The 25737-nt window shown below is 59.5% G+C and carries 28 protein-coding genes; 7 read left to right on the top strand and 21 right to left on the bottom strand.

Annotated elements, in window-relative coordinates:
• The first annotated feature begins 177 nt into the window (after positions 1 to 177).
• Positions 178 to 378 carry a DUF6199 family natural product biosynthesis protein gene (locus U5914_RS14320; protein ID WP_336136433.1) on the top strand — a complete coding sequence of 67 codons (201 nt, stop codon included), beginning with the start codon at positions 178 to 180 and terminating at the stop codon, positions 376 to 378.
• 334 nt (positions 379 to 712) lie between these two features.
• On the top strand, positions 713 to 2362 hold the full coding sequence (locus U5914_RS14315; protein WP_336136432.1) for a sensor histidine kinase: 1650 nt from the start codon (positions 713 to 715) through the stop codon (positions 2360 to 2362).
• A gap of 160 nt (positions 2363 to 2522) precedes the next feature.
• On the opposite strand, the gene U5914_RS14310 is transcribed toward U5914_RS14315, so the two are convergent.
• From U5914_RS14310 to U5914_RS14290, 5 genes are all read right to left on the bottom strand, one after another.
• Complete coding sequence (locus U5914_RS14310; protein ID WP_336136431.1) at positions 2523 to 2948, bottom strand: TRAM domain-containing protein; 426 nt, start codon at positions 2946 to 2948, stop codon at positions 2523 to 2525.
• Positions 2949 to 3170: 222 nt separating this feature from the next.
• Entirely contained in the window at positions 3171 to 3710 is a 540-nt protein-coding gene (locus tag U5914_RS14305; RefSeq protein WP_336136430.1) for a hypothetical protein, read from the bottom strand.
• A 203-nt stretch (positions 3711 to 3913) separates the two neighbouring features.
• A complete protein-coding gene (locus U5914_RS14300) occupies positions 3914 to 4285 on the bottom strand; it encodes an Ig-like domain-containing protein (RefSeq protein WP_336136429.1) in 372 nt (123 codons plus the stop codon).
• Between the two features lie 435 nt (positions 4286 to 4720).
• A complete protein-coding gene (locus U5914_RS14295; protein WP_336136428.1) occupies positions 4721 to 6103 on the bottom strand; it encodes an ATP-binding protein in 1383 nt (460 codons plus the stop codon).
• A gap of 151 nt (positions 6104 to 6254) precedes the next feature.
• Positions 6255 to 7325: a DNA-methyltransferase gene (locus U5914_RS14290; protein WP_336136427.1), complete on the bottom strand. Its 1071-nt coding sequence runs from the start codon at positions 7323 to 7325 to the stop codon at positions 6255 to 6257.
• Positions 7326 to 7944: 619 nt separating this feature from the next.
• Between U5914_RS14290 and U5914_RS14285 the strand changes: the two genes are divergently transcribed.
• The gene (locus tag U5914_RS14285; protein ID WP_336136426.1) at positions 7945 to 9093 is read left to right on the top strand and encodes a tyrosine-type recombinase/integrase; all 1149 of its coding nucleotides are present in this window, start codon (positions 7945 to 7947) and stop codon (positions 9091 to 9093) included.
• Positions 9094 to 9157: 64 nt separating this feature from the next.
• Here the strand turns inward: U5914_RS14285 and U5914_RS14280 are convergent, their stop codons facing one another.
• Positions 9158 to 9751, bottom strand: coding sequence for a hypothetical protein (locus tag U5914_RS14280; RefSeq protein ID WP_336136425.1), 594 nt, complete (start codon positions 9749 to 9751; stop codon positions 9158 to 9160).
• A gap of 7 nt (positions 9752 to 9758) precedes the next feature.
• Positions 9759 to 10064: a putative quinol monooxygenase gene (locus U5914_RS14275; RefSeq protein ID WP_336136424.1), complete on the bottom strand. Its 306-nt coding sequence runs from the start codon at positions 10062 to 10064 to the stop codon at positions 9759 to 9761.
• Positions 10065 to 10340: 276 nt separating this feature from the next.
• On the opposite strand from U5914_RS14275, the gene U5914_RS14270 reads away from it, so the two are divergent.
• The gene (locus tag U5914_RS14270) at positions 10341 to 11033 is read left to right on the top strand and encodes a YbhB/YbcL family Raf kinase inhibitor-like protein (protein ID WP_336136423.1); all 693 of its coding nucleotides are present in this window, start codon (positions 10341 to 10343) and stop codon (positions 11031 to 11033) included.
• 108 nt (positions 11034 to 11141) lie between these two features.
• Here U5914_RS14270 and U5914_RS14265 read toward each other — a convergent pair whose 3' ends face one another.
• The 8 genes from U5914_RS14265 to U5914_RS14230 form a co-directional block, all read right to left on the bottom strand.
• On the bottom strand, positions 11142 to 12251 hold the full coding sequence (locus tag U5914_RS14265; protein ID WP_336136422.1) for a sensor histidine kinase: 1110 nt from the start codon (positions 12249 to 12251) through the stop codon (positions 11142 to 11144).
• A gap of 171 nt (positions 12252 to 12422) precedes the next feature.
• Positions 12423 to 14237 carry a PAS domain-containing protein gene (locus U5914_RS14260; protein WP_336136421.1) on the bottom strand — a complete coding sequence of 605 codons (1815 nt, stop codon included), beginning with the start codon at positions 14235 to 14237 and terminating at the stop codon, positions 12423 to 12425.
• Positions 14238 to 14385: 148 nt separating this feature from the next.
• Positions 14386 to 14868 carry a pyridoxamine 5'-phosphate oxidase family protein gene (locus U5914_RS14255; protein ID WP_336136420.1) on the bottom strand — a complete coding sequence of 161 codons (483 nt, stop codon included), beginning with the start codon at positions 14866 to 14868 and terminating at the stop codon, positions 14386 to 14388.
• Between the two features lie 158 nt (positions 14869 to 15026).
• Positions 15027 to 15149, bottom strand: coding sequence for a hypothetical protein (locus U5914_RS14250; protein ID WP_336136419.1), 123 nt, complete (start codon positions 15147 to 15149; stop codon positions 15027 to 15029).
• Positions 15150 to 15583: 434 nt separating this feature from the next.
• Complete coding sequence (locus U5914_RS14245) at positions 15584 to 16582, bottom strand: CPBP family glutamic-type intramembrane protease (RefSeq protein ID WP_336136418.1); 999 nt, start codon at positions 16580 to 16582, stop codon at positions 15584 to 15586.
• 103 nt (positions 16583 to 16685) lie between these two features.
• On the bottom strand, positions 16686 to 17699 hold the full coding sequence (locus U5914_RS14240) for a tyrosine-type recombinase/integrase (RefSeq protein WP_336136417.1): 1014 nt from the start codon (positions 17697 to 17699) through the stop codon (positions 16686 to 16688).
• A 130-nt stretch (positions 17700 to 17829) separates the two neighbouring features.
• Complete coding sequence (locus U5914_RS14235) at positions 17830 to 18939, bottom strand: bactofilin family protein (protein WP_336136416.1); 1110 nt, start codon at positions 18937 to 18939, stop codon at positions 17830 to 17832.
• Between the two features lie 174 nt (positions 18940 to 19113).
• Positions 19114 to 19803, bottom strand: coding sequence for a LiaF transmembrane domain-containing protein (locus U5914_RS14230; protein WP_336136415.1), 690 nt, complete (start codon positions 19801 to 19803; stop codon positions 19114 to 19116).
• Between the two features lie 284 nt (positions 19804 to 20087).
• On the opposite strand from U5914_RS14230, the gene U5914_RS14225 reads away from it, so the two are divergent.
• On the top strand, positions 20088 to 20501 hold the full coding sequence (locus U5914_RS14225; RefSeq protein ID WP_336136414.1) for an Ig-like domain-containing protein: 414 nt from the start codon (positions 20088 to 20090) through the stop codon (positions 20499 to 20501).
• Positions 20502 to 20607: 106 nt separating this feature from the next.
• Here U5914_RS14225 and U5914_RS14220 read toward each other — a convergent pair whose 3' ends face one another.
• From U5914_RS14220 to U5914_RS14210, 3 genes are all read right to left on the bottom strand, one after another.
• The gene (locus U5914_RS14220; RefSeq protein WP_336136413.1) at positions 20608 to 21492 is read right to left on the bottom strand and encodes a CPBP family intramembrane glutamic endopeptidase; all 885 of its coding nucleotides are present in this window, start codon (positions 21490 to 21492) and stop codon (positions 20608 to 20610) included.
• A gap of 89 nt (positions 21493 to 21581) precedes the next feature.
• A complete protein-coding gene (locus U5914_RS14215) occupies positions 21582 to 21845 on the bottom strand; it encodes a hypothetical protein (protein WP_336136412.1) in 264 nt (87 codons plus the stop codon).
• Between the two features lie 99 nt (positions 21846 to 21944).
• Complete coding sequence (locus tag U5914_RS14210) at positions 21945 to 22850, bottom strand: hypothetical protein (RefSeq protein WP_336136411.1); 906 nt, start codon at positions 22848 to 22850, stop codon at positions 21945 to 21947.
• Between the two features lie 257 nt (positions 22851 to 23107).
• Here U5914_RS14210 and U5914_RS14205 point away from each other — a divergent pair, with 257 nt between their 5' ends.
• Together U5914_RS14205 and U5914_RS14200 are read left to right on the top strand one after the other, a co-directional pair.
• A complete protein-coding gene (locus U5914_RS14205; protein ID WP_336136410.1) occupies positions 23108 to 23668 on the top strand; it encodes a hypothetical protein in 561 nt (186 codons plus the stop codon).
• A 146-nt stretch (positions 23669 to 23814) separates the two neighbouring features.
• Complete coding sequence (locus U5914_RS14200; protein WP_336136409.1) at positions 23815 to 24210, top strand: hypothetical protein; 396 nt, start codon at positions 23815 to 23817, stop codon at positions 24208 to 24210.
• 19 nt (positions 24211 to 24229) lie between these two features.
• On the opposite strand, the gene U5914_RS14195 is transcribed toward U5914_RS14200, so the two are convergent.
• From U5914_RS14195 to U5914_RS14185, 3 genes are all read right to left on the bottom strand, one after another.
• Complete coding sequence (locus U5914_RS14195; RefSeq protein ID WP_336136408.1) at positions 24230 to 24709, bottom strand: hypothetical protein; 480 nt, start codon at positions 24707 to 24709, stop codon at positions 24230 to 24232.
• 174 nt (positions 24710 to 24883) lie between these two features.
• The gene (locus U5914_RS14190) at positions 24884 to 25075 is read right to left on the bottom strand and encodes a TrmB family transcriptional regulator (protein WP_336136407.1); all 192 of its coding nucleotides are present in this window, start codon (positions 25073 to 25075) and stop codon (positions 24884 to 24886) included.
• Positions 25076 to 25136: 61 nt separating this feature from the next.
• Positions 25137 to 25670 (bottom strand): GNAT family N-acetyltransferase, encoded by a 534-nt coding sequence (locus U5914_RS14185; protein WP_336136406.1) that lies wholly within the window; start codon positions 25668 to 25670, stop codon positions 25137 to 25139.
• Between the last annotated feature and the right edge of the window lie 67 nt (positions 25671 to 25737).

The following is a 25737-nucleotide window of genomic DNA, read 5'->3' as shown; positions in this document are numbered from 1 at the left end:
CGGGGCGTACTTGGCTATTGGGACGAGAAGTAATATGCCGGATGAGTGAGTTCACAGCGCTCCCTATGACGCAGCTATCGACTCCAACAGTAGGCAATCCTGGAGAACTATTGGGCTAACCAGTCCGAACGAGATAAACATCAACTACTACAGTATCTCCCGTAGACACGCACACCTATGGCAAGCGGTACGGGCGTCATTATCGGGCTTTTCATCATCGCATTGAGTATACCGATGCTCGTCGTCCCGGAGAAGGCAGCACGATTCAGACACAGACATGCGACCGACCCGGAACCGACGGAAGCCGCAATCACGAACGCCCGACGAACAGGGGTCGTCACACTTGTCCTGGGGATTCTGGTCGCCGTGACGTTGTAACTCAGGGGTTCTATAACGACCGATTTAGCGTTGTGGACAGGTCAAGAGAGTTGAATCAGCCACAAGGGTGCGTTCACGTGGCTATAGGAGACGTTTAGTGGCAATGTACATCACGACAACCGCAACCCTCCCGACTGTTTTGCTGAATATAGGACGCATATCGGTCGCACGCCAATCGTTATCTACGCCTGTTCGGAATGACCGACACAGGCTGTTCACAGATCGGTCAGTTGAGGCCATACCGAGTCATCCAAATGAGTTGAACAAGGAACTGGGGACTGGTTCATCTCTCTTTGGCGTACATACTTAATGGCAGGCGGAGATGTCCCGCTTAATGGACGTCTTGCAGTCTCTTTCATTCTCTCCACTTTGGGGGTACGTGCTGGCGTTCGGCGTCGCTGCGGCCATCTGTTTCGGTAGTCTCCCCCGTACACGCTACATCGAGGATGCCGATTCGCGGCGAGGCCTTGCCGCCTTCCTCCTTCTGAGTGGTGGGTGGGCGCTCGCACACGTCGGGTATCTGATTGCCCCCACGCCAGCCATCCAGTACACGTTGTACGTCGTGGGACTCGTCGTCGGGTTTGCCGCCGTCGGCCCGTGGCTGTACTTCTGTTCGGCCTACACCGGACGGTCACTCCATCAAAACCCGACCGTCCGCTGGATCGCCATCAGCGTCCTCCTCGCTATCATCGCCCTCAAGGTCACGAACCCGCTGCACGGCCAGTACTTCACAACCGAACCGACGACCACGCCGTTCCCGTATCTGGTAATCCATCACGGGCCGCTGCATTGGGTCGTGATGGGGCTGGCCTACGCGCTGGCCTTCATTGGCTTTTTCATACTCTTCGAGTTGTTCGCGCAGGTCGGCTATGACACGAAGCCCCTCTTCGGCGTCGTCTTGCTGACGGGACTTCCAGTCGGCCTCGACGTACTCGGGGCAACTACCCCGTACCTTCTCCCGCTTACGTACTCGCCGCTGGGTGTGGCAGCTTTCGCTGTCGGCGTGTTCTACGTCTATCTAGAGCGATTTCAAGCGATTCACCTCACGGGCGAGACAGACGATCCGATGATACTGCTCGATGCAGAGAAGAAGATTCGTGATTGGAACCAGGCCGCCCAGCACCTCTTTCCAGACCTCGCGGGGACACGGGGCGCCCCCCTCGCTACTGCTGTCCCATCGGTTGCCGATCTATCAGATGAACCAGATTCGATACTCGAACTCGACCGGCACGGGCAGACGCGGTATTACCGGATGACGGTGAACCCGTTTTCGGCGAATAGCGCTCGGTTAGGCCAACTGATTACGCTCACAGACATTTCCCACCGAGAGCAATACCGACAACAGTTGGAGCGGCAAAACGAGCGGTTAGAGCGGTTTGCGAGCATCGTCTCCCACGACCTTCGGAACCCACTGTCGGTAGCCAAAGGCCGCGTCGAGTTGGCGCTGGAGGAAGGCACTCAGCAGGAACATCTGGAGCCAGCGAGTGAAGCCCTCGATCGAATGGAGGAACTCATCGACGAATTGCTCACGCTGGCCCGCACCGGGCAGCAAATCGACGAAACCGAGGCCGTTCGGGTAGAGGCCATCGCGACGAAGAGTTGGGAGATGGTGGATGCCCCCGAAGCCTCGTTAACGGTTGAGGGCGAGTTTACTGCGTCGGTAGAAGCCGACCCTGAACGGTTCCAGCAATTGTTCGAGAACCTCTTTCGGAATGCTATCGAACACGGAGGAACCGATGTCACGGTCACGGTTGGAGCGTTGGACGGTACCCGGGGATTCTACATTGAGGACGACGGGGCTGGGATTCCAGCTGAGGTTCGAGAGGAGGTGTTCGAGCCAGGGTTTTCGACGACCGAACAGGGGACTGGATTCGGGCTACCGATTGTTCGAGAAATCGTCGAAGCCCACGGGTGGACGATTCACGTCACGGAGGCCGATGATTCCGGGGCACGGTTCGAAGTTCGAACGGACTCGTCTCGCTAGCCATCGCAGACGGGTCTTGCGTGGGTTGTGGAACCACTCAACCTAAGTCACTCTAGTTCGATACTGCCCTAGGGTCGGTCGGTGTAGTCTCTATATTCAGAATGTCATTCGTATCAACCACCTGGGTTTCAATAGAGCCAATTGATACTCTACAATGGCGTCAGTCGTAGTAACTCACGCGCTCAACAACTTCCGCGAAGGCAACGTTCTCACGTACATCGGTGATCTCGATGGCGACACGCTCGCCCTGTTCAGTATCGGGAACGATGACGACGAAACCACGCTCGACACGGGTGATACCGTCGCCTTGCTCGCCAATATCGTCAATCTCTACTCGTCGGGTTTCGCCTTCCTCGACAGGTGGTTTCTGGGGGCCACTCTGACGGCCTTGTCGAGTATTTGTAGCTGTGTCTTCGCTCTCATCCGCTTCTTTCGATGGTGACGGAAGAATCGCCACGCGATACGTCTCACCTTGCTGAATGTTATCAAGTCGAACTTCTTGTTCTGGAATTTCAATCAGATATGATTCATCTCGCTTTTCGACAGTAGCAGAGAACAGACAGCGAAGTTGGTCGGAAATTTCCATCAGTAGTATCTTGGACGAGTTACCGAGACCGAACACTTCATTCTACTGTCTGACGTACTACGGCGCTACAGCGTCCTTACTGGCCGGACAGTCGACTCACACCCCAACTGATTCCACGCTCAATTCAGGGAGTGCACAGATCAGTCTGTACCGTGGTTATCCCCGAGGGGTGTTTCCTTTCGAGTGGACGTTATTCCTATCCCGGGTCTGCCACTTCCGAGCTCACTTCGAGGGGTCTGTCGGATGGTTCTTGGATCGTAACAGTTGGAGGACGTGACGTTCTCCACTTCGGAACATGTGGGGCTTGCGAATGACGAGGGGATACCGACCCACTTCGTCAGTGCGGTCGGCCGCGATAGCCCGTATCACCTCGACTAGCATCTCACGCAGCCGTGTGTTCTCGACCTCGCAGTAATCGAGGATATACTCGTAGTCCTTCTGCTTGTCGAGCCGATAGATGATCACCTCCGAGTCCTCGTAACAGACATCGCAGGTGCGGTCAAACTGCTCGATTCTGGCCTCTAACTCGCGCTGTAACTGGGCGAATTCTCCACGAACCGCGACCATCGAACACGCGTCGTCCTGCGTGAATCTCTCTCGTGACTGAATCCGGGTTTTGAGTATCTCATCCGGTAGGATGTCCGTTGCGTCACCTCCCTTCGACACCCTCGGCTGATCGACCTCGCTAACGGAGGGTGTCTCCGTGGTGCCTGCGTTCGTCGACGTGTCCTCTCGTGTCTCTGGCAGGTGCACTATATCCATAATGGGTTGGTAACATGGTTCGTACTACAATAATTGTAACTCCAGTACTGGAGGCGAAACCCTGCTAGCATTCGATAAATCGAACACTAAGCAGACTTGGTATTGCGGGTGGCTCACCGAATTTTACCTGTAACCTTCTCTAATCGATTTATGAAAGAAGGTGGTTAGTTCGATCAATAGAGGAGGTAGCTATCGATGAGGGGTCACTCGATAGTGACGTTCTCTTGGTTATCGATACCGATACTAACCGTGTCATCGTCGGGGGCGAACGTATGCGTCAGGACAGTCGTTTTTCCATCGACAGTCACAGCCACCTCGTACTCACCCGTGCCTTCGAATGGTTCTAACTCCACATCAGACTCCCCATCGAGGGTTCGACCTGCGGTGTAGTCCGGATTCGGGTCGTCTGTGAGAGTTCCGATTTCAACGACTACTGCATGATCTACGTCGTCTTGGTTGACGACGGTCAGGGTCGTAGAGGACGATTCGGTTCCTTGAATCCCGCTACAGCCCGCTGTCAGTACGATAAGACAGACGAACAGGCTCAGCGCGATTTTTCGAGTGGAGGGCCGCACACGGAGGCATTTTCTGCCGGTCTAATATTATTTTGGATTCCCGGCTAATAGTATCCACCATTCTATATATTAAAAAGTGAGACTCTGTTGAAATACTCAACAGTTGATTCGCAGGCTTACTGACCGGCTAATTCGTCAGAGCCGGCGTGAAACCAACAATGGTCGACTGCTGACTACATCCTCTATATTCAGCAGGCACCTATGTGGTCGCTGGTGTCCCCCCATACCAATTGCTCCCTATACGATTAGTTGCTAAAAAAAGTAGGTGGAGAGACCACCTAAACCACGGTATATAACGGCGATGGGGCCTTTTGAGCGGGTTAAACGCGCTTTCCAACTACTGACCTCGGTCTGTTGCGCCTACTAATTGAGGCCGTCAAATCGCCGCCAGTCGCCTTCTAGAAGAACGAGTACCGGCCGCTCGTGTTCCCAGAATCAGAACGCGATGATGACGTCCTCGGTCGAGAAGAGGCGGAGGTCGTCGCGCTCCTCTGCGGCCTCGATTAGGCTCTGGCTGAAGCCGCTCCGAGAGAACAAGCAGAACTCGTGGGCGACGTTGCCCCTGCTCTGCGGCGTCCAACGGATGTCTTCCACGTCGCTCTCGAGGACGCTTAGCACGTCGTACCCCATCGGCTGGCTGGTGAACTTGCACTCGCCGGCGACCATCGTCTCGTCGGTCGTCAGTCCGACCACGTCGACCTCCTGCTCCTGATACCACCAGCGACCGACTCGATCGAACGTGTACCCGTCGTAGAGGTTGTACACGGCGGTTCGACACAGTTCCTCGAACTTCGGGCTGACCGCATCCGCGAGGTGTGGTTCGATCAGTTCCTCGTAGGCGCCGGTGCCTGCCCGGTCGTACTTCTCGCCCTGTCCGTAGACGAATCGGAACCAGAACCGGAATAGCGCATCCTTCAACACGTACTGCCCGCGTCGAGATTGCGCGGGGTTCTCGGTCACCGGTACTTCCCGGTCGACGATTTCCAAGTCCTGCAGATTCTTCAGGTAGTGGCTGATCTGGTCGGAGTCGATGCCGGCTGCCTGCGCAATCTCGTTCGACGTCTCGTTCCCAGCGGCGATCGTCTTCAGGATCGAGAAATAGCGGTTCGGATTCTCCAACTCGGTGCGCAGCACGTACTCGGGTTCATCGTGGAGGAACCCGCGCTTCGAGAGGACGGCATCCCGGATGTTCTCCTCCAGTGGCCGATCATCGTCGACGGCCTGCAGGTAGTGGGGCGTCCCGCCAAAGACGCCCCACGCCAGCACCGTCTCCTCTGGATTGTAGTCAGGAAAGAATTCCGTGGCGGCGTCAAACGGCAGCTCCTCCAACTGGAGGCGCATATCGAACCGGCCGTGAAGCGGGCTCCCGCCACTCATCACCTTTTCCTTCATCATGCTGATCGATGAGCCGACAAGCACCAGCGTGGCGCTCGTGCCCTCGACCTCGTGATCCCATAGTCGCTGGACGACCGAGGGGAGGCTCTCGTCGCTTTCGATCAGGAACGGGAACTCGTCGAGGACGATCAGTGCGTCCTGCTCGATGAGATAGCCGAGAACGTCCTCCCACTCGCGGCGGATGCGCTCGATACCCGGGAAGGTTCTCGCCGCCTCCGCCACGAAATCGTCGAGTTGCACCTGCTTGGTCGTCTCCGTGGCTTGGTAGTAGACGACGTCGTCCCGATCTCGAATGGAGTGTTCGACCAATTCTGTCTTCCCGACCCGCCGGCGTCCCCAGACGGTAATCAGCGATGGCTCGTCGGTGTCGTACCGCTCTTGGAGGGCGGCGATGTCTGAATCGCGGTCGACAAACGCGTCCATACGGTCACAGTCTGAGGCCGTCGCAATAACAGCGTCGAATAAGGTAGGGTGAAATAGGGTATTTTAGAATACCTAATTCTGAGATACCTTATCTGGAACGTCCGGTCAGCGAAGCAGGGTGGGGTAGTTGACTAGACCAACAGTATCGGTATCATCTCGACTCCTTAGACCGTAATCCACAACGGGTCTCGGCGATTTCGACGTACTCGGGGTTTAATTCGAACCCGATGAACCGACGGTTGTGCTCAGTTGCAACCTGACAGGTTGTCCCTGATCCGCAGAACGGGTCGAGCACGATGCCCGGTTCTCGTTCGTCCGTGTCGCACTCGCAGTCCTGTGCCCACCGGGCGCCGTCGTCGGCGCCGGTACTCGACTGCTCCGAGGTTTGCCGGGTGTAGGGGTTGCCACAGTTGGCACAGACGTTCGGTGGGCACGTCGTCTGAAGGGGAGTGCGAACGATTTCAGTCGGGAACGACGCAGGATGGTTGGACGACTTCGCTGTAGGTACCTCGATGACATCGCCGGGGTTCTTGCCGCCGGGATGAAGAACATCTCTGCGCGTATTCTCCGCAGTTCCGATGCCTTGGTGAGGGTCATCGACTCCTCTATCGGTGTCCGACTCCTGCCGCTCGAGGTTCTGCCGGGTGTACTCCGAGTAGGGCTCGCGAACGCTATCCAGGTCGTAGAAGTAGTATCGCTGTGGAACCACGTGGAGGATGCTTTCGGTGCGTTCTGCGAGGCGATCCTTGACCGATTCCGGCGTTGCGTCGGGCTTGACCCACGTAATCTCGTTTCGAACCCGCCATCCGCGCCGTTGCATTGCGATGGCGATACGCTCGGGCAGGAACAGTTTCTGTTTCCGTCTCGCTTCATACTCGGTTAGTGTGACATCAGATAGGATACCCGGACTGTCGGCATCTGCGGTCTGCTGACCTCCGGGAACGTACGTATCCCCGAGAACGAGCCAGAGGCTACCGTCTCCCCGGAGGATACGGTGAATCTCCTCAATGACGGTGAGCAGATTCGAGATGTACTCACCGACAGTCTCCTCGCGACCGAGTTGACCGTTGACCTCGTAATCCCGGGCCTGCCAGTACGGTGGGGACGTGATGACAGTATGAACGCTATCGGCAGGGAGTCGTTGGAGTATCTCCGTACAATCCCCGTGGTAGATACCAGAGGCCCAGTCTCCTATGCCATCAGGTTGTTCGGGGGGTTTCATCGTTGAGTCGGATATTGTGCTGCTTCAATCGCCGTGCGTCGAATCGTTGGTATCACCCATAATGTTGCTGCCGTCGTCGGCGCCGTGGGTTGTCGCCGTCGACGGCGCCGAGGAAAGACCGCGAGGATTGGAGGGCAGAAAAATGAGAAGTACATCCAACTCGGCGCCGTCGACGGCGCCGCGGAACGTATGGTTCGGTACCCGCTGGCGACGGGGAAGCCGCTGCCAACGAGAACCCTCTATTGAACCACTAAATCCCCCAATAGATAGCCACCAACGCCGTATATCGGCAACTTTGCCGATTTGTGTTTGAGTCGTAACAAGTCTGCTATCCCTTTTATGCACACCCCCCTCAATGGCAATCAGGTTCGCAACGCAGGGGAGTCGGCTACAAAGACTGACGAACCCATTCAAAATACGACGGGTTCCTATTGCGACTCCGATAGCGGCGCGTATCGCTATCATCCCTGGGAAGTTGCGGCCACCCAAGAAAGATGAAAGAAGATATGCAGCAAGACGGGGGAACAAAGGGCCCGTCGTGTACGAACTGCAGCGAAATCAGTCGTAGTGTGCCGAGAACCGCTGCCGCAGATACCGAGATGAAGGGGAGGAATTACTGATGTCCACCGATCGTCCGTCGGACGACTCGCGGTACTACGATATAGCCCCAGAGGACGCCGTCCAGAGGTTCGTCCAGAGCAAGAGTCGGTGCGTCAATTCCACGAAACGGTCGTACAGGAACCAGCTGACGTGGTTCGCTGAGTGGTGCGAAGCGGAAGGCATCGAGTCGATGAAGCACCTCGACGGATACCTCCTGAATGAATACAAGGAGTGGCGCCGCACAGAGGGCAACGCAATCGAGGAAACCCTCAGCCCCAGTACCCTGAAGGGAGACATGAAAACCCTGCGAGACTTCCTCGAATGGTGCTGGCGGCGCGAGTACGTCGGCAACGGGCTCCACCTTAAGGTCGAGATACCGAGGCTGGATTCACCGAAGGAACGGTCAGAAAACAGACTCACGGCAAGTGAGTCGATTCCGATTTCGAACTACCTCGAGAAGTTCGAGCACGCGGAATTACGCCACGCCGTCTGGGCGCTCCTGATGTCGTTCGGCGGACGTCCGACCGGCCTAGTAGCGCTTGACGTCAAAGACTTCGAGCGCGACGGATTGCGGGGCATCCTCCGGTTGCGCAACCGCCCCGACGAAGGGACGCGGCTCAAGAACGGAAACGACAGCGAGCGGAACATCACCATCTCACCGTACTGGTGCGAGGTGCTGGAGGACTGGCTCGCGGAGAAGCGACCTGACATGACCGACGATCACGGCCGCGAACCGCTGCTCGCAACCTCTCGAGGCCGCATCAGCCCGACCACCATCCGACGGTACACGAACCAGCTGACGAGACCCTGCGTGACGCAGTCGGGATGTCCCCACGGTAGGTCAACAGACGACTGCGAGGCGCTGACGAAAGACACCGCACAGCAGTGTCCCTCGAGCAAGCCCCCGAAGGCCGTTCGCTCGGGCTACATCTCGTTCTATCTGAAGCGAGGTGTGCCGGTCTGGGCGGTCGCTGAACGATGCGACGTATCGCGAAGAGTGCTGCGTCGCCACTACGACCTACGTTCGGAGGAAGAAAGGAGAAAACAACGGACGGAGGAGTTCTTCGGCAAACCTTCGGGCCATCAGTCTCGAGATGGCGGAGAGCTGAGTGGCCGGGAAAGGGACGAGTGGTTCGTCGGTTCAGACCACGAAAGCTACGGGCGATGACATCCTCCCCGGCGTGAACGTCGGGGGTAGGAGTTGACCACGAAAACGTTCGTTTTGGGTGGGGTTAGGTACCCCAACGAAGACCGGTCATAGTGAGAATAATCGCCAGCATCAGGATGGTTTGAATCAGTCCCCACTGGGTGGTCTTGCCGAATAGTTCCTCTATCCGGTCGCCGTCTGGTTCCGGTATCGAGAGCTCGACAGCCATCTTTGTCGTCAGGAAATGAATCGGGCCGAACCCGATAATCAGCATGAGGATGCCGATGCCGAGCGCTGCCCACAGCCATATCGAAGGGGTCGCCCAGTATCCCATGAGATCGGCTAACCCGATTCCAGACGCGATTACGCCGACGCTCAATGGCTCGGCGACGAGCACCATCTTCGGAATAATCTGCGCGTTGACTACTGCCGCTGCATCATCCGGGGCAGCATCAAGTGATGGGCCGAGCACGAATTTGAAGAAGAAATCGAGCCCAAACCAGAACGCGCCGAGTGCCACATGAACGTAGAACAGTCCACGAGGATCGCCGGCGAGGTAGGCGACGAGCGGTGCTCCGAGAAAGAGACCCGTTGCGACGGCTGCGAAGCGTTGGCCTGCGGAGTCGAGCAGGATACCCAGTTCACCTCGGTGACTAGATGGACGGTCGACAGTTGCCATCGGTGACTCAGAGCTCCAACTCGGTCGCGTCGCTGACGTCAAACTTGACGACCTCAGGTTCGCCGGCCAGCAACTCCGGCAGTTTCTCTTCGAACGTTTGGAAGTGCTCAGTTTCGTTGTGGGCCTCGAGTGCTTCGGCGTCTTCGTACTGTTCGAAGAACCGAATCATGTGGTCGTCTTGAATGTCGGTAGTCGCCCGGTAGTCGAGCATACCGGGTTCCTTGTTAGATTCGGTGACGAGTTCGTCCGCGAGTTCCAGTGCCTCGTCCAACTTGTCCGGCTTGACGGGGAAGGATGCGTGCAACACAATCATACGTCAGTGTACGGATTTGTGTTTTCCATTCGGGATAGATATATCTTAGTGACGCAGAAGGTGTCTCTTATCGACCACATCGTGTACCGGCAACCTGCTCCAGTTCGCTGCTACATACAAAACCAGTCAATATTGAGCGAGTAGAAACCCTGAATAGACATCCAAAACCGATGTATGGCGTGGTGGTAGGGTGGTGGGAAATCTGTGACGAGCCGTCGGCTACGTAGCGTCATCTCTACCACCCGGATTGTTCCTCTCGAGGTGATGACACGGTAGATGACGGAACACATTCGACGACGTGATGTCCTTGGTGTTGGTGCGTTAGCAGTCGTTACGGGATTGAGTGGGTGTGCTGGAGATACTGAGACGGCCGACCCAACAGAGGACGACGATACCGAAGGAACAGACACGGAAACAGCGACTGAAGACGAACGCGAATCTGAACCTGCAGCCATGCCATCGACGCCACTCAACGGAGACGTCGAACAGCACGGAGAACTGTCGCTTTCCAGTCCGGATTTCGAAGACGGCGAGCGACTCCCCGATTGGACTGGAAAGGCGAATGCCGACGAAAATCCGGCACTGGAGATCGCCGGTGTCCCGGACGACGCTGCCTCGTTGGTTCTCGTGGTCGATGACCCGGATGCACAGCCGGTCACTGGCCACACGTGGGATCACTGGTACGTCTGGGACATCGATCCGGAGATCGGGACGATTCCCCGCAACTGGGACGGTAGCGATGCAACGGAAGGCCACAACGATTTCATCGAATATGGGTACGGCGGGCCGTCGCCACCGGAGAACAGCCACGGCTATCGCTTCAAACTCCTCGCGCTTGATGCCGAACTCGGTGTGCCGGCGGAAACGCGAAAGACGCGGGTTGGCTCCGCGATTTCGATGAACGCTGAGGTGCTGGGAGCCACCCAGATCGTGGGTGAATACCACGCCGACCAAGGGACGACGTTCTGAAACGACGTCCGTTTGGCGAGCCGCTGCGTTCCCGCCCGAGTCGCCCCACCTCGATGGGGCCGCAACTCGGCCGGCGAACGTAGAAGCGACCCTGAACTTACGTCTCAATCACTCGTTGAGCGAACGGTTCTCCGAGTTACGGACATCGGTTCCGCTGATTTCGAACCTCGTACCGCCTTCCTCGCTGTCGGTCAGCGTTATCTCCCAGCCATGCGCTTCGGCAATCTCGGAGACGATTGCCAACCCGAAGCCCGTCCCGTCCTCCGCCGTCGAGTACCCGTAGGTGAACACGTCGTCTCGCTCGGCCTCGGGGATTCCCGGCCCGGTATCGGCGACATAGAATCCGGCCGTGTCGGAAAGCCCACCTACGCGAACGGTAACATCCTCTCCGGCGTGATCAATCGCGTTACGAAAGAGGTTTTCAAAGAGTTGCTGGAGCCGACCGGAGTCGGCCTTGACTGTCAGGTCGTCGTCGTCGACCTGGAGCGTCGCCGCTTTCGTGTCCACGGTCGCCCACGCGTTGTTCGCAACCATCGACAGGCTCACCCAGTCAGTGTCATCGATGGTCTGTTCCTGCCGGGCGAGGGCCAGTAATTCGTCAATGAGCGTTTCCATGCGTTCGAGGGCTGTCTCCATGGCGTCCAGATGCTCGCTATCGCCGTCCTGTCGGGCGAGTTCGAGGCGGCCCGCGGCAACGGTAAGCGGGTTGCGCAAGTCGTGGGAGACGATGTGAGTAAACCGCTCTAACCGTTCGTTTTGGCGTTCCAGCTCCCGCTCGCGGGCGGCGAGTTCCGCCCGTTCGGCTTCTAACGCATCCCGGTACTGCCGATGGCGAGCGTTGTAAATACCGATTAGAAACCCGCCGAGGGCGCCCGTCGTCGCCCAGTTTACCATGAGGAACGGAATATCGGCAACTGTGATTCCATGTACGGCCTGATACGGTACGACCGGATAGCCGAACGCGACGCCGCCGAAAAGGCCGATGCCCGTCCATGCCGCGACCCGAGCCGTATACGAACTCTCGAGTGGGCTCCGATACAGCCAGATACCAGCGAACACGAGTATGCTTGACAGGATGAGTGGGAAGACGACCCCCAGCAATCTGCTGTGGATGCTCTCCTCGATACGTAGGTGATAGAGATGAGCGAGAACGGTGAGACAGCCGATCAGGACAACCCCACCCGCAGTAACCTCACGTCGCGGCGACCCTAGAGCCATCACGATTTTGAAACCGTATCTATTCTATATTACGCTGGTGTTTCGGGGGCGGTATCGTGTTCATCGGCTACTTGTGGTAGACGTACGCCGGCCGACTGAATATCAATCTCGACCCCTGAGCGTCGAACGAATCCAGAGACCAACACAACTCGCAGGAATCCACGAGTAGGGTCATTCCTCGGTGTCGAAGACTTCGAACCGCGCGCCACCGTCGATGCCATCCCGTACCCGAATCCGCCACCCGTGGGCGGCGACGAGTTGGGCTACGCTCGCCATCCCGAATCCAGTACCCCCCTCCTTCGTGGTGAAACCCGGTATGAACACGTCGTCCCGCTCGTCTACCGGGATTCCGGGGCCATCGTCCTCTATATAAAATCCGTTTTTGTCGTCCAGTCCGCCTACGTGAACCGTCACATCCTCCTCACCGTGCTCCAGTGAATTCCCCAGCAAGTTCTCTAGCATCCTTTGCAACGCTCTCTCGTCGGCGTACACGTCCGAGATTTCGCTATCTACGTCCAGCGATGCGTCCCTCGCATCCAGCGTGTGCCACACGTCCTCGGCCAATTCAGCTACGTCGACGGACTCCCTGTCGCTCACTAATTCCCCGGTCTGCATCACGTCGGCCAAATCTTCGGTCAACTCCTCCACTCGGTCGAGCGTCTCTTCTACATCCTCGAGATGGTCGACAACTCCTGTTTCCTGCGCCAACTCTATGCGTCCCTGGATTACGTCGAGTGGCGTCTGCAGGTCGTGTGCCAGCACTTGCCCGAACCCCTGCATCATCCGAATCCACTCCTCGTGTCGCTCTTGTAACTCGCGGCGTTTGGTCACATCCTGCTGGAAGCCGACGAAGTAGTCGGGCGTTCCGCCCTCGTCGAGAATCGGCGCGAGGCTAACGCGGTTCCAGAACATCTCGCCGTCGTTTCGGTAGTTCCGCAACTCGACGGTGACGGGGTCGGCGTTGTCGATTGCCTCCCGCATCTCCGCTCGCAGTTCCTCCCGGGTCTCCACGCCCTGCAAGAACCGGCAGTTCCGACCGATGATGTCTTTACGGAAGTAGCCGGTCAGTTCGACGAACTTGTCGTTCGCATAGATAATCGGATTGTCCTCTTGGGCGGGGTCTGTAATCGTGATGCCGACCGGCGCTTCGTTCATCGCGCGTTCCTTCAACGACAGTTCCGCCCGTACCTCCTCTGCCTCCGACACGTCGGCGATAGTGCAAATCAACGTGTTATCCGTCGTGTAGGTGAGTCGGTGATCGACATCGACCAGATCGCCGTCCTTCCGCCTGTAGACTGTCCGTCCTTTCCATTCGTTCTCTCGAGCCTCGGGAAGCATCTCCTCGTAGGCTCGATCCAGTTCGTCGTCCGGGTACAAGACGTCCCAGTGGCTGCCGAGCAACTCATCGCGGCCGTACCCAGTAATGTTGGCGTAGGCCTCGTTGACGTAGATGAACTGCCCGTCGTCGTCGAGGAGGCTGATGCCGTCGTGTGCGGTTTCGATAGCGTGAAACCCTCGGGTTACCTGCCGTTCGGCTCGGTATCGGGCGACTGCCTGTTCGATACGATTGGCCAGTACCTCGTACTGCTCGGTGCCGCCGCCCTTCTGCAAGTATTCGGTGACGCCCTTGGAGATGGCTTCGCTCGCGATTTCCTCGCTTCCCTTGCCGGTAAACAGGATGAACGGCATATCCGGATACTCGTCTCGTACTCGTTCGAGCACGTCCAACCCGTCCACCTCCGGCATCTCGTAGTCGCTGACGACGCAGTCCACATCCTCGTTTTTGAGATATTCGAGTCCGTCTCGAGGATGGGTCTCGGTCTCGACGTTGAAGTAGTCGTGCTCGCGTTGGAGAAACGTTGAAACGAGATCAGCGAAACTTCGGTCGTCTTCGATGTGGAGGACGTTTACCTCCTCCCCGACATCGGCAATGAGGCGTTGTTCATCAAGTGCCTCACTAGCCCCCCGAAGAAGTGTATCTGCCATTATTATATATGGTTGACACAGGTTTAGTTAAAGTGTTGGTTTAAAACATTCAGCGACACTCCTAATGCATAACTGATGGATTATTAAGCAAATACATATGAAAATATATGGATGGGGAATTCTGACGTTAAACTGAACCGGTGGTGAGTTAGACGAAATCGGCGCCGAACTTCCGACCGGATCGTTCCCCGGGAACGAGCCGATAGTACTCGGTAGTGAGGTCTTCGAACTGGCGGTCAGGAAGCACGTTAAGCGTCGGGAGTTCCGAATTTTCGGCGATGGCCTCTGTAGCGAGAAGCTCATCATCGGCAGGAATCCGCTCCAGCGTTCCACGAACAATGACACTCTGTGGCGGCGTTTCAGTAAAGGCCGTGAACGTTACGGTATCCGTCGTTTCCATGAATGCCATCTTTCGGCTGTCTTCGTCGTAGATGAACTGAAAATAGAGGTGGTCACCGTCATAGCCAAAGGACTCAGGAACTGCGTATGTGTCTGTCTCACGTGTCAGGGAGAGTACTCCCGCCCCCCGTTCTTCGAGAAAATCGTCGATTTCACGGCGACTCATCTTCCTCGTGGGCATCGTTTTTGAAAAAATGGATGTGTGATTTTTATACGTCTCGGTGAATCCCACCAGACAGAGAAGGCTTGCAGCCAGGTTTCTGTCGTCGGCGGCTACGAGTCAAAGTACGGTGTCCCTCTGTACTCAGACCAGTTGTGGGATGAACTCGCCAAACTGTGACTGATAGATGCGGTCGGAGGGTTCTCTGCGAAGACGTGACGGAATCTCGCTTACGCATCGCCGTCGGCTACTCGTCCGATCTCGACGCCGACCAGTCCATAGATGAGTACGAGGAGACCGAGGTAGAACCCCACGTGGAGCGCCCACAATTCGCTGGTCAGGTCAGTGGCCATTACCGTAAATCCTCCATAGAGGACGAGCAGAATCGAAAACAGTTCGAGAAGGAGGGCTTTCTGGAGGGACATCCCTGTGACGCCCCCGTTCTGACCGCAATAAGTTACCGATGGTGGTTCACATCGACTGACTAATCGATGAAACGTGTGAATCGACAGTACGCCGACCGCTCTCCCGACTGAAATCGGGGGGCTTGAAACGAAAGGCGAACGCGGCCGTCAGAACGATCCGCCGATACCGAGATAGACGAAGATTCCGACGACCGTCGCGATTACATCGAGAGCGAACAATATGGCGTAGTCTTTGGGCTCCATACCCCACCCCCTCGGCCCGCTCACTAAGGCATTGGGTGACATCCATTCAGCGTTCGTACGTCTGCTGAACGACCACGTTGGCCGAGAACGGTCTCTGAATACCGAAGCTGCAAGTCAGTTCACGTATCCGACGCGTCATCTGCTGATTTCCAGCGAAGCGTTGGCCGAGTCATGAGTGAAGCGACCCGCAGTCGCCCACGGACGCTGTAATACCACGCCACGACCAGCCCGATGCCGATGACGGCACCCAGCAGACGGACGACGACCGACTCGAGTGGAAGTGCAAGCGAGTCCTGTACTGTCGTTTGGCTCGTTATCTCGAAGAGACTCGCCTGCTGAGCATTCGTCCCAGCGAGTACCCCCGCGAAGTTGAACCCGAAGTGGATACCGATTGGTACCGAGAGATCACCACTCAGCACGTAGCCGAGTCCTAACAGGAGCGATAAGCCACCCATCTGGAGCCCGACCATGAGACCTTTTCCGGCCGCATGCGTCATGTAAAACACCCCGGAGGCTGCGACGATTCCGATTCCAGCAGCCACCCATCGTGGCATCTGTTGTATGCCTTCGAAGCCCTCTATTATGTTGGTGATGAGGTATCCACGGACGAACAGTTCCTCCGGGATAACGAAAATCAACTGGAAGACAGCGCCGCCAACAGCCAGCAGTAGCCAGACGAGTATTGAGGGTATTGAGGCGACGCCCGCGAATTCGTAGTACCCCACAACGAGGCCAACACTGACCGCCAGTAGTGTGATACCAACACCGAGGACGGTGCCCCCAGCAAGCCCATGCCACCATCCTCGATCAACCTGTAGCCCAAGATCGGTGAGGCGTCGCCGATCAAGCACGAACGCGGCGATGACGACCGCAAGGGTGAGCCCGACTGCGTTGGGGAGCTGTCGCCCGATCATATTAATCGTCCTGATGAGGGGACTGTCACCCGCCAGCAGCGTCGGACGAAACTGGTTTCCAGCCCCTGCCAGCACGACGAACAACACGAAGGCGGCGACGAGGCGAATGGGAAAGCGGGGCCGTCGGTCGGTGTCGTTCCAGACGAGGCGGAACGGTCGCCGTAGCTGCTGGTTCGCGTCCCGGAAGATGGAGGGCTTTCGCATAGGCGTGCGTCCAAGGCCCCCTTGATAAAATTCACGCCGGGACTCAGCAGGAACCCCCATCAGATAGATGAAACCCCATAGAGGCTTCCACCGGTAACTAATCTCAGAGGTACTCTCGTCGTTGCTCCATCTTCTCCTGTTCGCTTCGTCGGTCGTAGTGCAACTCCAGCACGCGCTTCGTCACGTCCGCGCGGTCGCTGACGACTTCCTCCGGCATTTCCGTGTTGAGATGGTTGGTGATCGAACCTCGCCGGACAGCATGAGGACTAACGCTGGAGGGACAGTCGTAGGCTCTATTGACGGCTTGGGCTGCGTCGCAGTCCTCGGGCGACCTGTCGTGCGGGCAGCCATCACCACGGATGCAGGGCCTCGTCACGCCGTAGACGTACTTCTGAATGGTGTTGACGTGTGGACGGCCTTGACTGGTCGCGAGCAGCGGTTCGCGGCCGTACTCGTCGGTGACGTCGGGTCGCTGATTCGCCAGCCAATCGTCCAAGAGTGAACAGGTGTCATCGCGAAGTGCGATGTACCGTTCGCCATCCTCGCCGTTCTTGACAGGGGTATCCGTCTCGGGACGATGTTCGACGTGCAGGTACTGCTCGTCGGAGTCGTAGTCATCCACGTCGAGTGCCCGGATGGCGCTTCGGCGCATCATCGTCTGCCACAGGAGAGCGATGGTGACGTGGGAGAGACTGGCGTACTCGTAGGTTGAGTAGTACTCCAGGATGGAAGCTGCCTCATCAGCCTCGACGCGGACGTCCCGGACGTTGTCGCCGCCGGTGAGCGTCGGTGATTGCACCTTGGCGTGGAGATCGCCGTCGACGGCGTCGATGGTGCCGAGCCAGCGAACGAACACGCGAACGGTGTCCATCTGGGTCTTCTCGGTCGACGTTGAGAGGTCACCCTCGTTGCGTCGCCACAGTCGGTACTCGTGGATGTCGCGACCGGTGAGAACGTTCAGGTTGTCGATGTCCTGCTCGTCGCACCACCTGAGAAAGTGGCCTAGCCGCGAGCGGTGGGCTCGGAGGGTCGATTGGGCGATCTCCCGCTCGCGCGCGGAGAGGTACATCTCAAGTGCGGTCTCGGGGTCGATGGGTTCGAGTTCGTCGGTTGGCATTGGTCGTTCCCAGAGACCGCGCGTCGGCGTCCGGGAGCCGTCCCGTGGTTTGGGCCCGGCAGACTGGGCGGGAATCCCTGCAGCGCCCATGTTTTCGCGACACGTTCCGGATTGATCAGACAGAGGACCATCACATTGCCCCTTCGGCGGGCGCGTCGGTCGGGAGTGGCCCTCGCTGGCGGCGGCGTCCGTAGACGCCGAGCGCTACCGCTCCCAGACCGAGCAGGCCGAGCAGGAGGTTTATAAGCTCCCCGACGACGGGGAGTAACGCGAGTATCCCGCCGGCGAGCAGGCCGAGGACCAGCGCGACCCACTTTGGGGCGACCCCACCGAGTCGTTCTTCATCGTCCGTTTCCGCCTCCGCCTGTCCGGGAGCCACGGCCGAGAGGAGCCACATGCCGAGTGCGAATCGGCCGTATACTAGCCCGACCCAGAGGACGAACAGGAACAGGAGGGCGCCGACGAGCGCCAGCGGGATTCCGACGATGGTGAGTGTAATCGCCACGAGCGCTAGCGGGATTCCGACGAGGACGCCCACGCCGACGAGGCCGGCTCTGACGGGGTCAGTACGCACTCGGTCGGCGACACCCTCCGAGAACCGCGGGAACAGGGCGAGCAGGATACCCCCAAGCAGTAGGTTGGCGACGAAGGCGTAGACGGCGGTCACCCACGACGCCAGCGGCCGGAGTTCGGTGACGGTCGTCGGGCCGAGCGTCCTGTCGCGTGTGATGTCGCCCGCGACGGCGTTGCGGTTGCCTTCGAGTCTGCCATCGTAGGTCAGCGACCCGCCGACCGAGGCCGTCTCTCCCAGTCGAATCGTCTCGGCACCGATTCTCGCATCGCCGCCGATGCTACCGTCGATGCGAACGTCGCCGGCCCCGACGTCGAAGTTCCCGTCCACGGCTGCGCCCTCCACGAGGTGGACGCGCCCGGCACCGGCCGAGACATCGCCCCCTACGTTGCCGGCGATTCGCAGGTCGCCCGTCGCGACGTTGAGGTCTCCCTCCACGGTACCGGTTACGAGCACGGAACCGGCCGCGCCGCTTACGTCGCCGGTCACGGTCCCGTGGATGATTACGGCGCCGCCGACCGCGTTCACTTCCGAGACCGTTTCGCCCTCTTCGACGACGATATTCCCGCCGAGACCGCTCTGTGCCGCGGCGAGTCCGGGAACCAGACTCACGACGAGGACGACAGCGAGAAACAGGACGCTCACCCGCCGACGGGTCGACGCGGTCATTCCGCCCATCCTCCGGTTTGCGGCCGAGCCGCTTGTCGCTGTGGGGGACGGAGGGACGGTCTGGAGCCGACCGCTTCGAAAATGGTGGTTCTCGCTATCATGGCTTATAAAACGAGCCAGCATAGATATATCAGCGCGATTGTTCCCAAAAATAGGGACCGTCTAGTCGGGTAATCAGTCCGTAACCGAGACACCGCCGAACGCTGCGAAGCCGGTTACCACGAGGTCGACCTCGTCGTGTTCGCCGTCTCGACGCGGGCGGTCGTCGGATGCCCCACCGAGGATGGGCAGGACGTCCAGACGAACGTTCCACTCGCGGGGAACGACGATCTCGACGCCACCGAACATGGCGACGGCGTTGATCTGTGCCGGGCGGTCGGTGACCCTGGCGTCCCGGAGATCGAGTTCGGTTCCGCCGAACAGCGCAGTCAGGTCGGCACCGGTGAACTCCTTCGAGGAATTACGCTTCTCGACGCCACCGAAGGCGGCGAACGCCGACGTGAACGCGTCTTCGGTGTGGGCCATCCGCGACCGGAACTGTCCCAGCAGAATCGACAGGCCGACCGCGATTACGAGGAGTGGCCAGTAGACGACGACCTGGTCGGCCGTGACATAGCCGAGGACGACCAGCTGCGCCGCGCCGGCCACGCCGATCAGGACGAGCGGACCGACGATGTTCCGAAGCCGGCTCTGAACGAGCGCCCACAGGCCAACGACGACGAACAGCGATGGGACATACAACAACGCGTTTTCGACCGGGAGGACTCCCGTGGTGTTGAGCAGGAGCAAGACCCCAACGAGCACGACGAGCGCGCCGAGGAGGAACTGGCTGGTCGGAATCCGCCGGGCAGATATCGAGGACATACCAGAAATACGGCCAAAGAGATTATATAACGCCTGTATCGTTCTCCGGTGTCGAGATGCTGCGTCGTTTTTAAGCGCGGACGTCGGCACGTCCAAGACCAGCGGTTCGAATCACGACCTACCGGTCACCGAATAAGTGCCGATTATCGAAGACACTTACGAGCGTGGTCTTCAGCGGTTCCGGAGTGCTCGCTCCCACGAGCGGCGCCCCCGTCGTAAATCGGGCGTCGATTTCGGAGTCGGGACGACTAAAGACTCATCACTCGTGCAGGCGAGTAGTGGGTATGCATCGCCGAACGCTTCTGTCGGGCCTCACTGTGTCGGCAGCAGCGGGTTTCGCTGGGTGTATCGACGACGTTCTCCCCGAGGATCAGCCTCGGTACGACCTCGAAGTGACTGTCCAGAACGACCACGACCGGGCATACGACGTACGAATCGTCGTGACGGACGGTACCGACGCTACGGTCTTCGAACAATCCTTCACGCTCGGTCCGGGGGAAGGACGGGGATTCAGCGACGATTTCCCGGCAGGGGAGTACACCATCGTCGTCGAACTCCCCGACCGCGGCGAGTCGCGGAGCTACTGGAACACCGACCTCTGCGAGGCCCATCGGGTCCGAACCCACATCGCGGCCGACGGGCACCTCACGCATCACGTTACGTGTCACTCGGGCGATAGGGGTTCGACAACGGCGTAGTCTCCGCTCCCGCGTTCTGCCACATCCGACGGAGTCCCGTGCGGGCGGCTAGATGTCGTCGCCGGGAATCCCAGTCGCGACCCAGTCCGGCCGACGACGTGGCGGGTCATTCGGTCGCGCTGTCGCGGCCGCCGGCGTCGGCCGCGCCCGGAATCTCGCCGCGAGCCAGTTTCTCGCGCCCGTAGTACGCAACGAGGGCGACGACGACGAGCAGTTGGACACCGAGCTGTACCACCACGACCGTTCCGACCGCGGTTTCGTCGATGACGCCGTCGACGAGGATCAGGTCCGGCGCCAGCGGCAGGAGGACATCGGCGGTGTTCGCCATGGCGTGGAGCACCATCACGATGAGCACGCTTCCGGTCCCGTTGTAGGCCCACGCGAGGATGACCGACAACAGGAGGATGCCGACGAACCACCCGACCTGATTGACGACCGTGAACCCGGAGTGGGGTGCGACGGGGATGAAGAAGTACGGGAGATGCCAGCCGGCCCAGACGACGCCGATAATGAGACTCGCCGTCAGGGCGCTGTACCGGTCGTTCAGCCGAGGCTGAGCGAACCCGCGCCAGCCGGGTTCCTCGTTGAGGCCACCGCTGACCGTCATGCCGAACACGAAGATGACGAGAATCAGGACGGGCGATGCACCGAACTGGTCGATATCGACCGGGCCGCCGACGCCGAGGAGGACGGCGGTGACGACGCCGACGATGGCGAGTGGAAGCCCGAAGGCGACGACCCACCAGTACCAGCCGACGCGCCATCTGGTGATCTGTCGGGCCCACGCCCTGACGTCGTCGCCCCGAAGCCACGTCACCGCCGCTGCGCTCACCGGCGCGCCGAAACTGCCGACGTACATGAGTATCGCCGCGGACCAACTGGGCTCCATGAACACGGTCGGCGCCGAGATGACCCACGTGTACAGATACGCGCCCACGAAGAACGCCGCGACCGGATGCTCGTCGATCAATGGTATCCGCGTGTTCGACATAATATGAATGTTTCACACTAAATAGATAAATCTATAATGGATGTCTTATCAACGTGTATATATTAGCTTGTTTACGTGTGTCGCGATAGTCAGAACCATTCGGACAAGTCGGTACCTCTCGTATCGCGGGCGGCGTTCGCTCGTCTCTCCGGCACCATCGCGGCGGCCATGACGGTGCTGAACTCCTCGATCCGCCACTCCATCGGATAGAGAGCGGCGACGAAAAACGAGAGGCCGGCGACGAAAAACGAGAGGCCGGCGACGAAAAACGAGAGGCCGGCGACGAAAAACGAGAGGCCGGCGACGATGGCCGCGACGTATCCGCGGTCCCGGACGGGGATGAAATCGATCATCGGCGCTCGCGAGCGAATTCGAATAGCTTCATGCAGTCGGTGGCCTCGATAACGGCCGACTCGTTACCCCGCCAGTCGCATAATCGTTGTCGCGTCGAATCACGGTCCGTGTTGGACGGCGGACACCGACCGTCGGATATGGGCCCGTAGCGCATCGGTCGCGAGCGACCCGGTGATGTGGCCCTTCTCCAGTACGTCGACCTCGAAGCCATCGTAACAGGGTCGCTGGGTTTCGAACTCGATGATTCGGTCGTAGCGGGCCAACAGCGGGTCACAGTCGTCGACATCGACGGCGACGAAATCCTGCTCGAAGTCGAGCGCCTCGGCCAGTCTCTCGGGTCGGCCACGCGCCGAGTCGGCGACGAGTTTTCGGTAGACGGAGGAAACGAACAGGTCGTCGAGCCTCGCGCCGGCGAAGATCGGAACATACCGGTCGAGACCCCCGTAGTACGCGCGATGAAGATTGACAACCCACCCACCGAGACTGATACCCGATGCGAGAACTGCCGGACAGCCGACTTCACGAAGCCGCTCGGTAAGCGCCTGCATGAGTGCCGTCGAGGCAGCGAGCATCCCCACGAAGTTCTTCAGTCCGCCCATCGCCTCAACGTATTCGCTGCTCGAACCGCCGTGGAACGGCGCACGAATCGCGATCAGGTTGAGGTCGAAGCCCGAGTCCGTGGCCAACAACCGCTGAAAGGAATTCGAACTGAGCCTGCCGAAATCGAACGGGTCCTCGCCGCTCCCGTGGTGATACAGCAGCGTGGGAGCGTCACTTCCGACCCACCGATGGACCAGATATCCCGCGTGGAACTCGCCGGCAGGACCCGTAGCAGTCACCTCCCGCGGGGTCGTCGGTCGGAGGTTTCCGACGGTACTCGCGGTGTTGGCCACGACGTCGTCAATCGGGTCGCTCTCCAGCGACCGTGAAAAGAACCCACCGCCTCGAAGGACGAGCGAACCGGCGATAATCGTCGCAACGTCGATGAATTCGTGTCGGTTCATGACGTCTCCCTTCGCGGACCGTGGCGCCCCGAACGGCCCCGGAGCCCCGCGGCTAGATGGCCGACAACGCGGAGGATCCACGATTCCGTGAATCCATCGTGCGTCCTCTGATGAGCGCTTTTCATTGGACTCGATGTATGACCTGATTCGCTATAAGTGCGAGCCGTCGTTCCCGGGTCTCGGGGCCGTCCGCGAACTACTGCTCGCCCCCGGAAGCGCCCTCGGGCTTGAAGACGCTGGCTGTTCTCCGGTCACGTATGAGCCGGTCTGGGGTGGACACGTCGCGACACGTCGAGGAGGACCGCCAGTTTCCGGCGTACGGACCGATAGAGGCAGTCCTTGGCTACCTTCTGTTCTACGTCATCGTGGGCCGCGTGACGCCGGCCGTCGTCACGGTGTTCAGCGAGACGGTCCTCGACCTGTCGCCGTCGGTCATCCGACTCGGGCTCGCGGCAGCGCTGTGGTTCGTACTCGCGGTGACCGTCATCGATCAGGCGCGCCGCCAACTCGCAGCGCTCGGTTTCCTCACGTACGAGGACCTCCAACTACGCGTGTGGTCGAGGGTCTCCCCGTGGTCGCTTCGAACGGCGGGCTATCTGCTGGCGTTCGTCGCCGGGGCCGCCGTCGCGGCGGCGACCTTCGAAGCCGCTGTCGAGGCCCTGCTGTCGTTGATTCCCGTCGTCGCCACGATCGATGCCGGGGCCTTCGACGTGCTCGCGTTCTTCCTGATGGTCGTGTTCTTCCTCGCCTACAGCATCGCGGCCCACGCGCTCGACAGGCTCGTGATCGACGGCATCCGTGCGCTGACGGCCGGCTAAGTGGGCGGCGGTCAACAAATCGCCGTGTGTGGGCCGTTCTCGGGAGCGTGGCATCGCGTTTCGGGTCGCCGAAGCTAGACTATACCGGGATTCCGTATGTGGAAAACGGCGTATAATTAAGCGGGGATGAGCCGTACTGGGGGCGTATGATACGGCTGCTAGTCGGGTTCATCGGCGTCCTCACGGCTCTGGTTCCAGACAGAGTACTCGGCGTTTTCGAACGGCTGGCCCTCAAGAACCCCGACGAGTCGATAATCAAGCCGTGGGTCGGACCGGCGATGCGAGCAGAGGGCGTTGGCATCGTAGTCGCCAGTTTGGCCGGCGGAAAGGCCTATGCCTGGACGATGAACCTGACCGGTATCTTTGGGGGCATCGTACTGGCATTTCCCGACCTGTATCCTCGGCTGGCTGCCACCTTCCTCTACGAGCAGCCGGAGCAAGTCGAGTGGCACGACCGGTTCACGACCGATATCCGTCTCATCGGCGCGTTCTACGTCTTCATAGCGGCCAGGGCGTTCAACAGACGACGCCGTTCGGCGTGACCGCTACGGACGGTTCCGACTACTCGTCGAGATAGCGGAAACGTGTGGTGTTCGCGGTCGTCTCGACCTCGGTGACGGGTTCACCATCGAGCGTGATCCGCAACGACTCGGCGTCCGTCGGCAGAGCGACCGACGCATCGAGTCGCGTCCGGGGCTGGCAGTCCTCGGGAATCTCCTTGTCGCCGTCGGCCGGTGTCGTCGTCACCGCGAGGACCCACGCGCCCGGGTCGGATTCGGTGAGTTCGGCGCGAATCTCGATGTCAGGCTCGTCGTGGACGAATGTATAGTTCGTCAGATAGACGGCCCGGTAGTCGGCGTCGGGGACGTGCCCCACCCAAGCGCGTGGTTCCTCCGCGTCCGCACATCCTGTCGCAGTCGTCAGGCCGTGGGACGGAACGCTCGTGCCGGAAAGCGGCGGTGTCATGGCCTGCATCAACAGGGCGCCGACGACCACGCCGAGGACGAGTCCGGAGATGAAGGGTAGAAGCCGGTATCTCATGTGCCCGGTAGGACAAGCGAGAATATATACCCGGAGCCTGAATCCCCGTTTCGAGGATTCGTACGCAGCGGTAGACGAGTACCGCGGGTGACCCACACCGAACTGGTGGCTCTCTACTCGGGTGGGTCGTGGATACCGGCGAACTCGAAGTGAGGGTACCTGAAAACGGGAGGGCTACGCCACGGTGTAGGCGTCATCGCGCCGCTCGACCACGGCTTCGGATTCGAGGTCCGAGAGGATCGGCAGCAGCGTCAACAGTCGAAGTCCGAGCGCCTCCCGGAGTTCGTCGGCCGTCGCCTCGCCGTACTCTCGGAGGTAGAGATACACCAGTTTCTTCCGCTCGGTCGGAAGGTCGTCGAGTGTCATATTCCGGGCGATGAATCGACTATTACTAAAGCTTTCTACGACGATTGTCGAAACGCCTGCCTCACAACGACATCGCCATCACGACGGCGTGGCCCTGGTCTTCGGTGACGACGAACCCGACGTCGTCGTACAGTCGTCGTGCGGGGCGGTTCGACCGCTCGACGAGCAGCCAGACGTCCTCGACGCCCTGCCGTTTGCCGTAGGCGAGCAACGCCTTCATGAGTCGGGTGCCGATGCCCGCGTGGTGGTACGCCTGATGGACGAAGATGGCCAGTTCGTGGGCGCCGTGTTCGTCCTCGACGAGCACCGCCTGTCCGACCGCTCGCTCGCGGTGCCACGCGAGGACGCAGTAGCCACCGAGTAGTTTGTCCTGCCACTTCCGAATCCGCGATTCCCGGACCGGCGGAATGCCGAGCGAGCGGTGGCTGGGGTCGAAACCGAGATACATGTCGACGAGGGCGTCCCGCTCGTCGTCGACGGGCCCATCACCGAAGGCCCGCAGCGCTATCTCCCGTCCGGCATCGTCCTCGAAGTCGACCGGCGGCCCCCGTCTGGTTCGGATGGAGCCCGGTCGTGGGAAACGGCCCGTGTACATCGAGCCGAGGTTCGACGGGCAGGCCCGTAAACACCACTCCCGACTCCGGCCGGTTCGGCGAACCGGG

The sequence above is a fragment of the Natronomonas amylolytica genome, assembly GCF_037031205.1.
GTDB classification, from domain to species: domain Archaea; phylum Halobacteriota; class Halobacteria; order Halobacteriales; family Haloarculaceae; genus Natronomonas; species Natronomonas amylolytica.
Note: the sequence above shows the minus strand (reverse complement) of the source record. Positions and strands in the feature narration are given on the sequence as shown.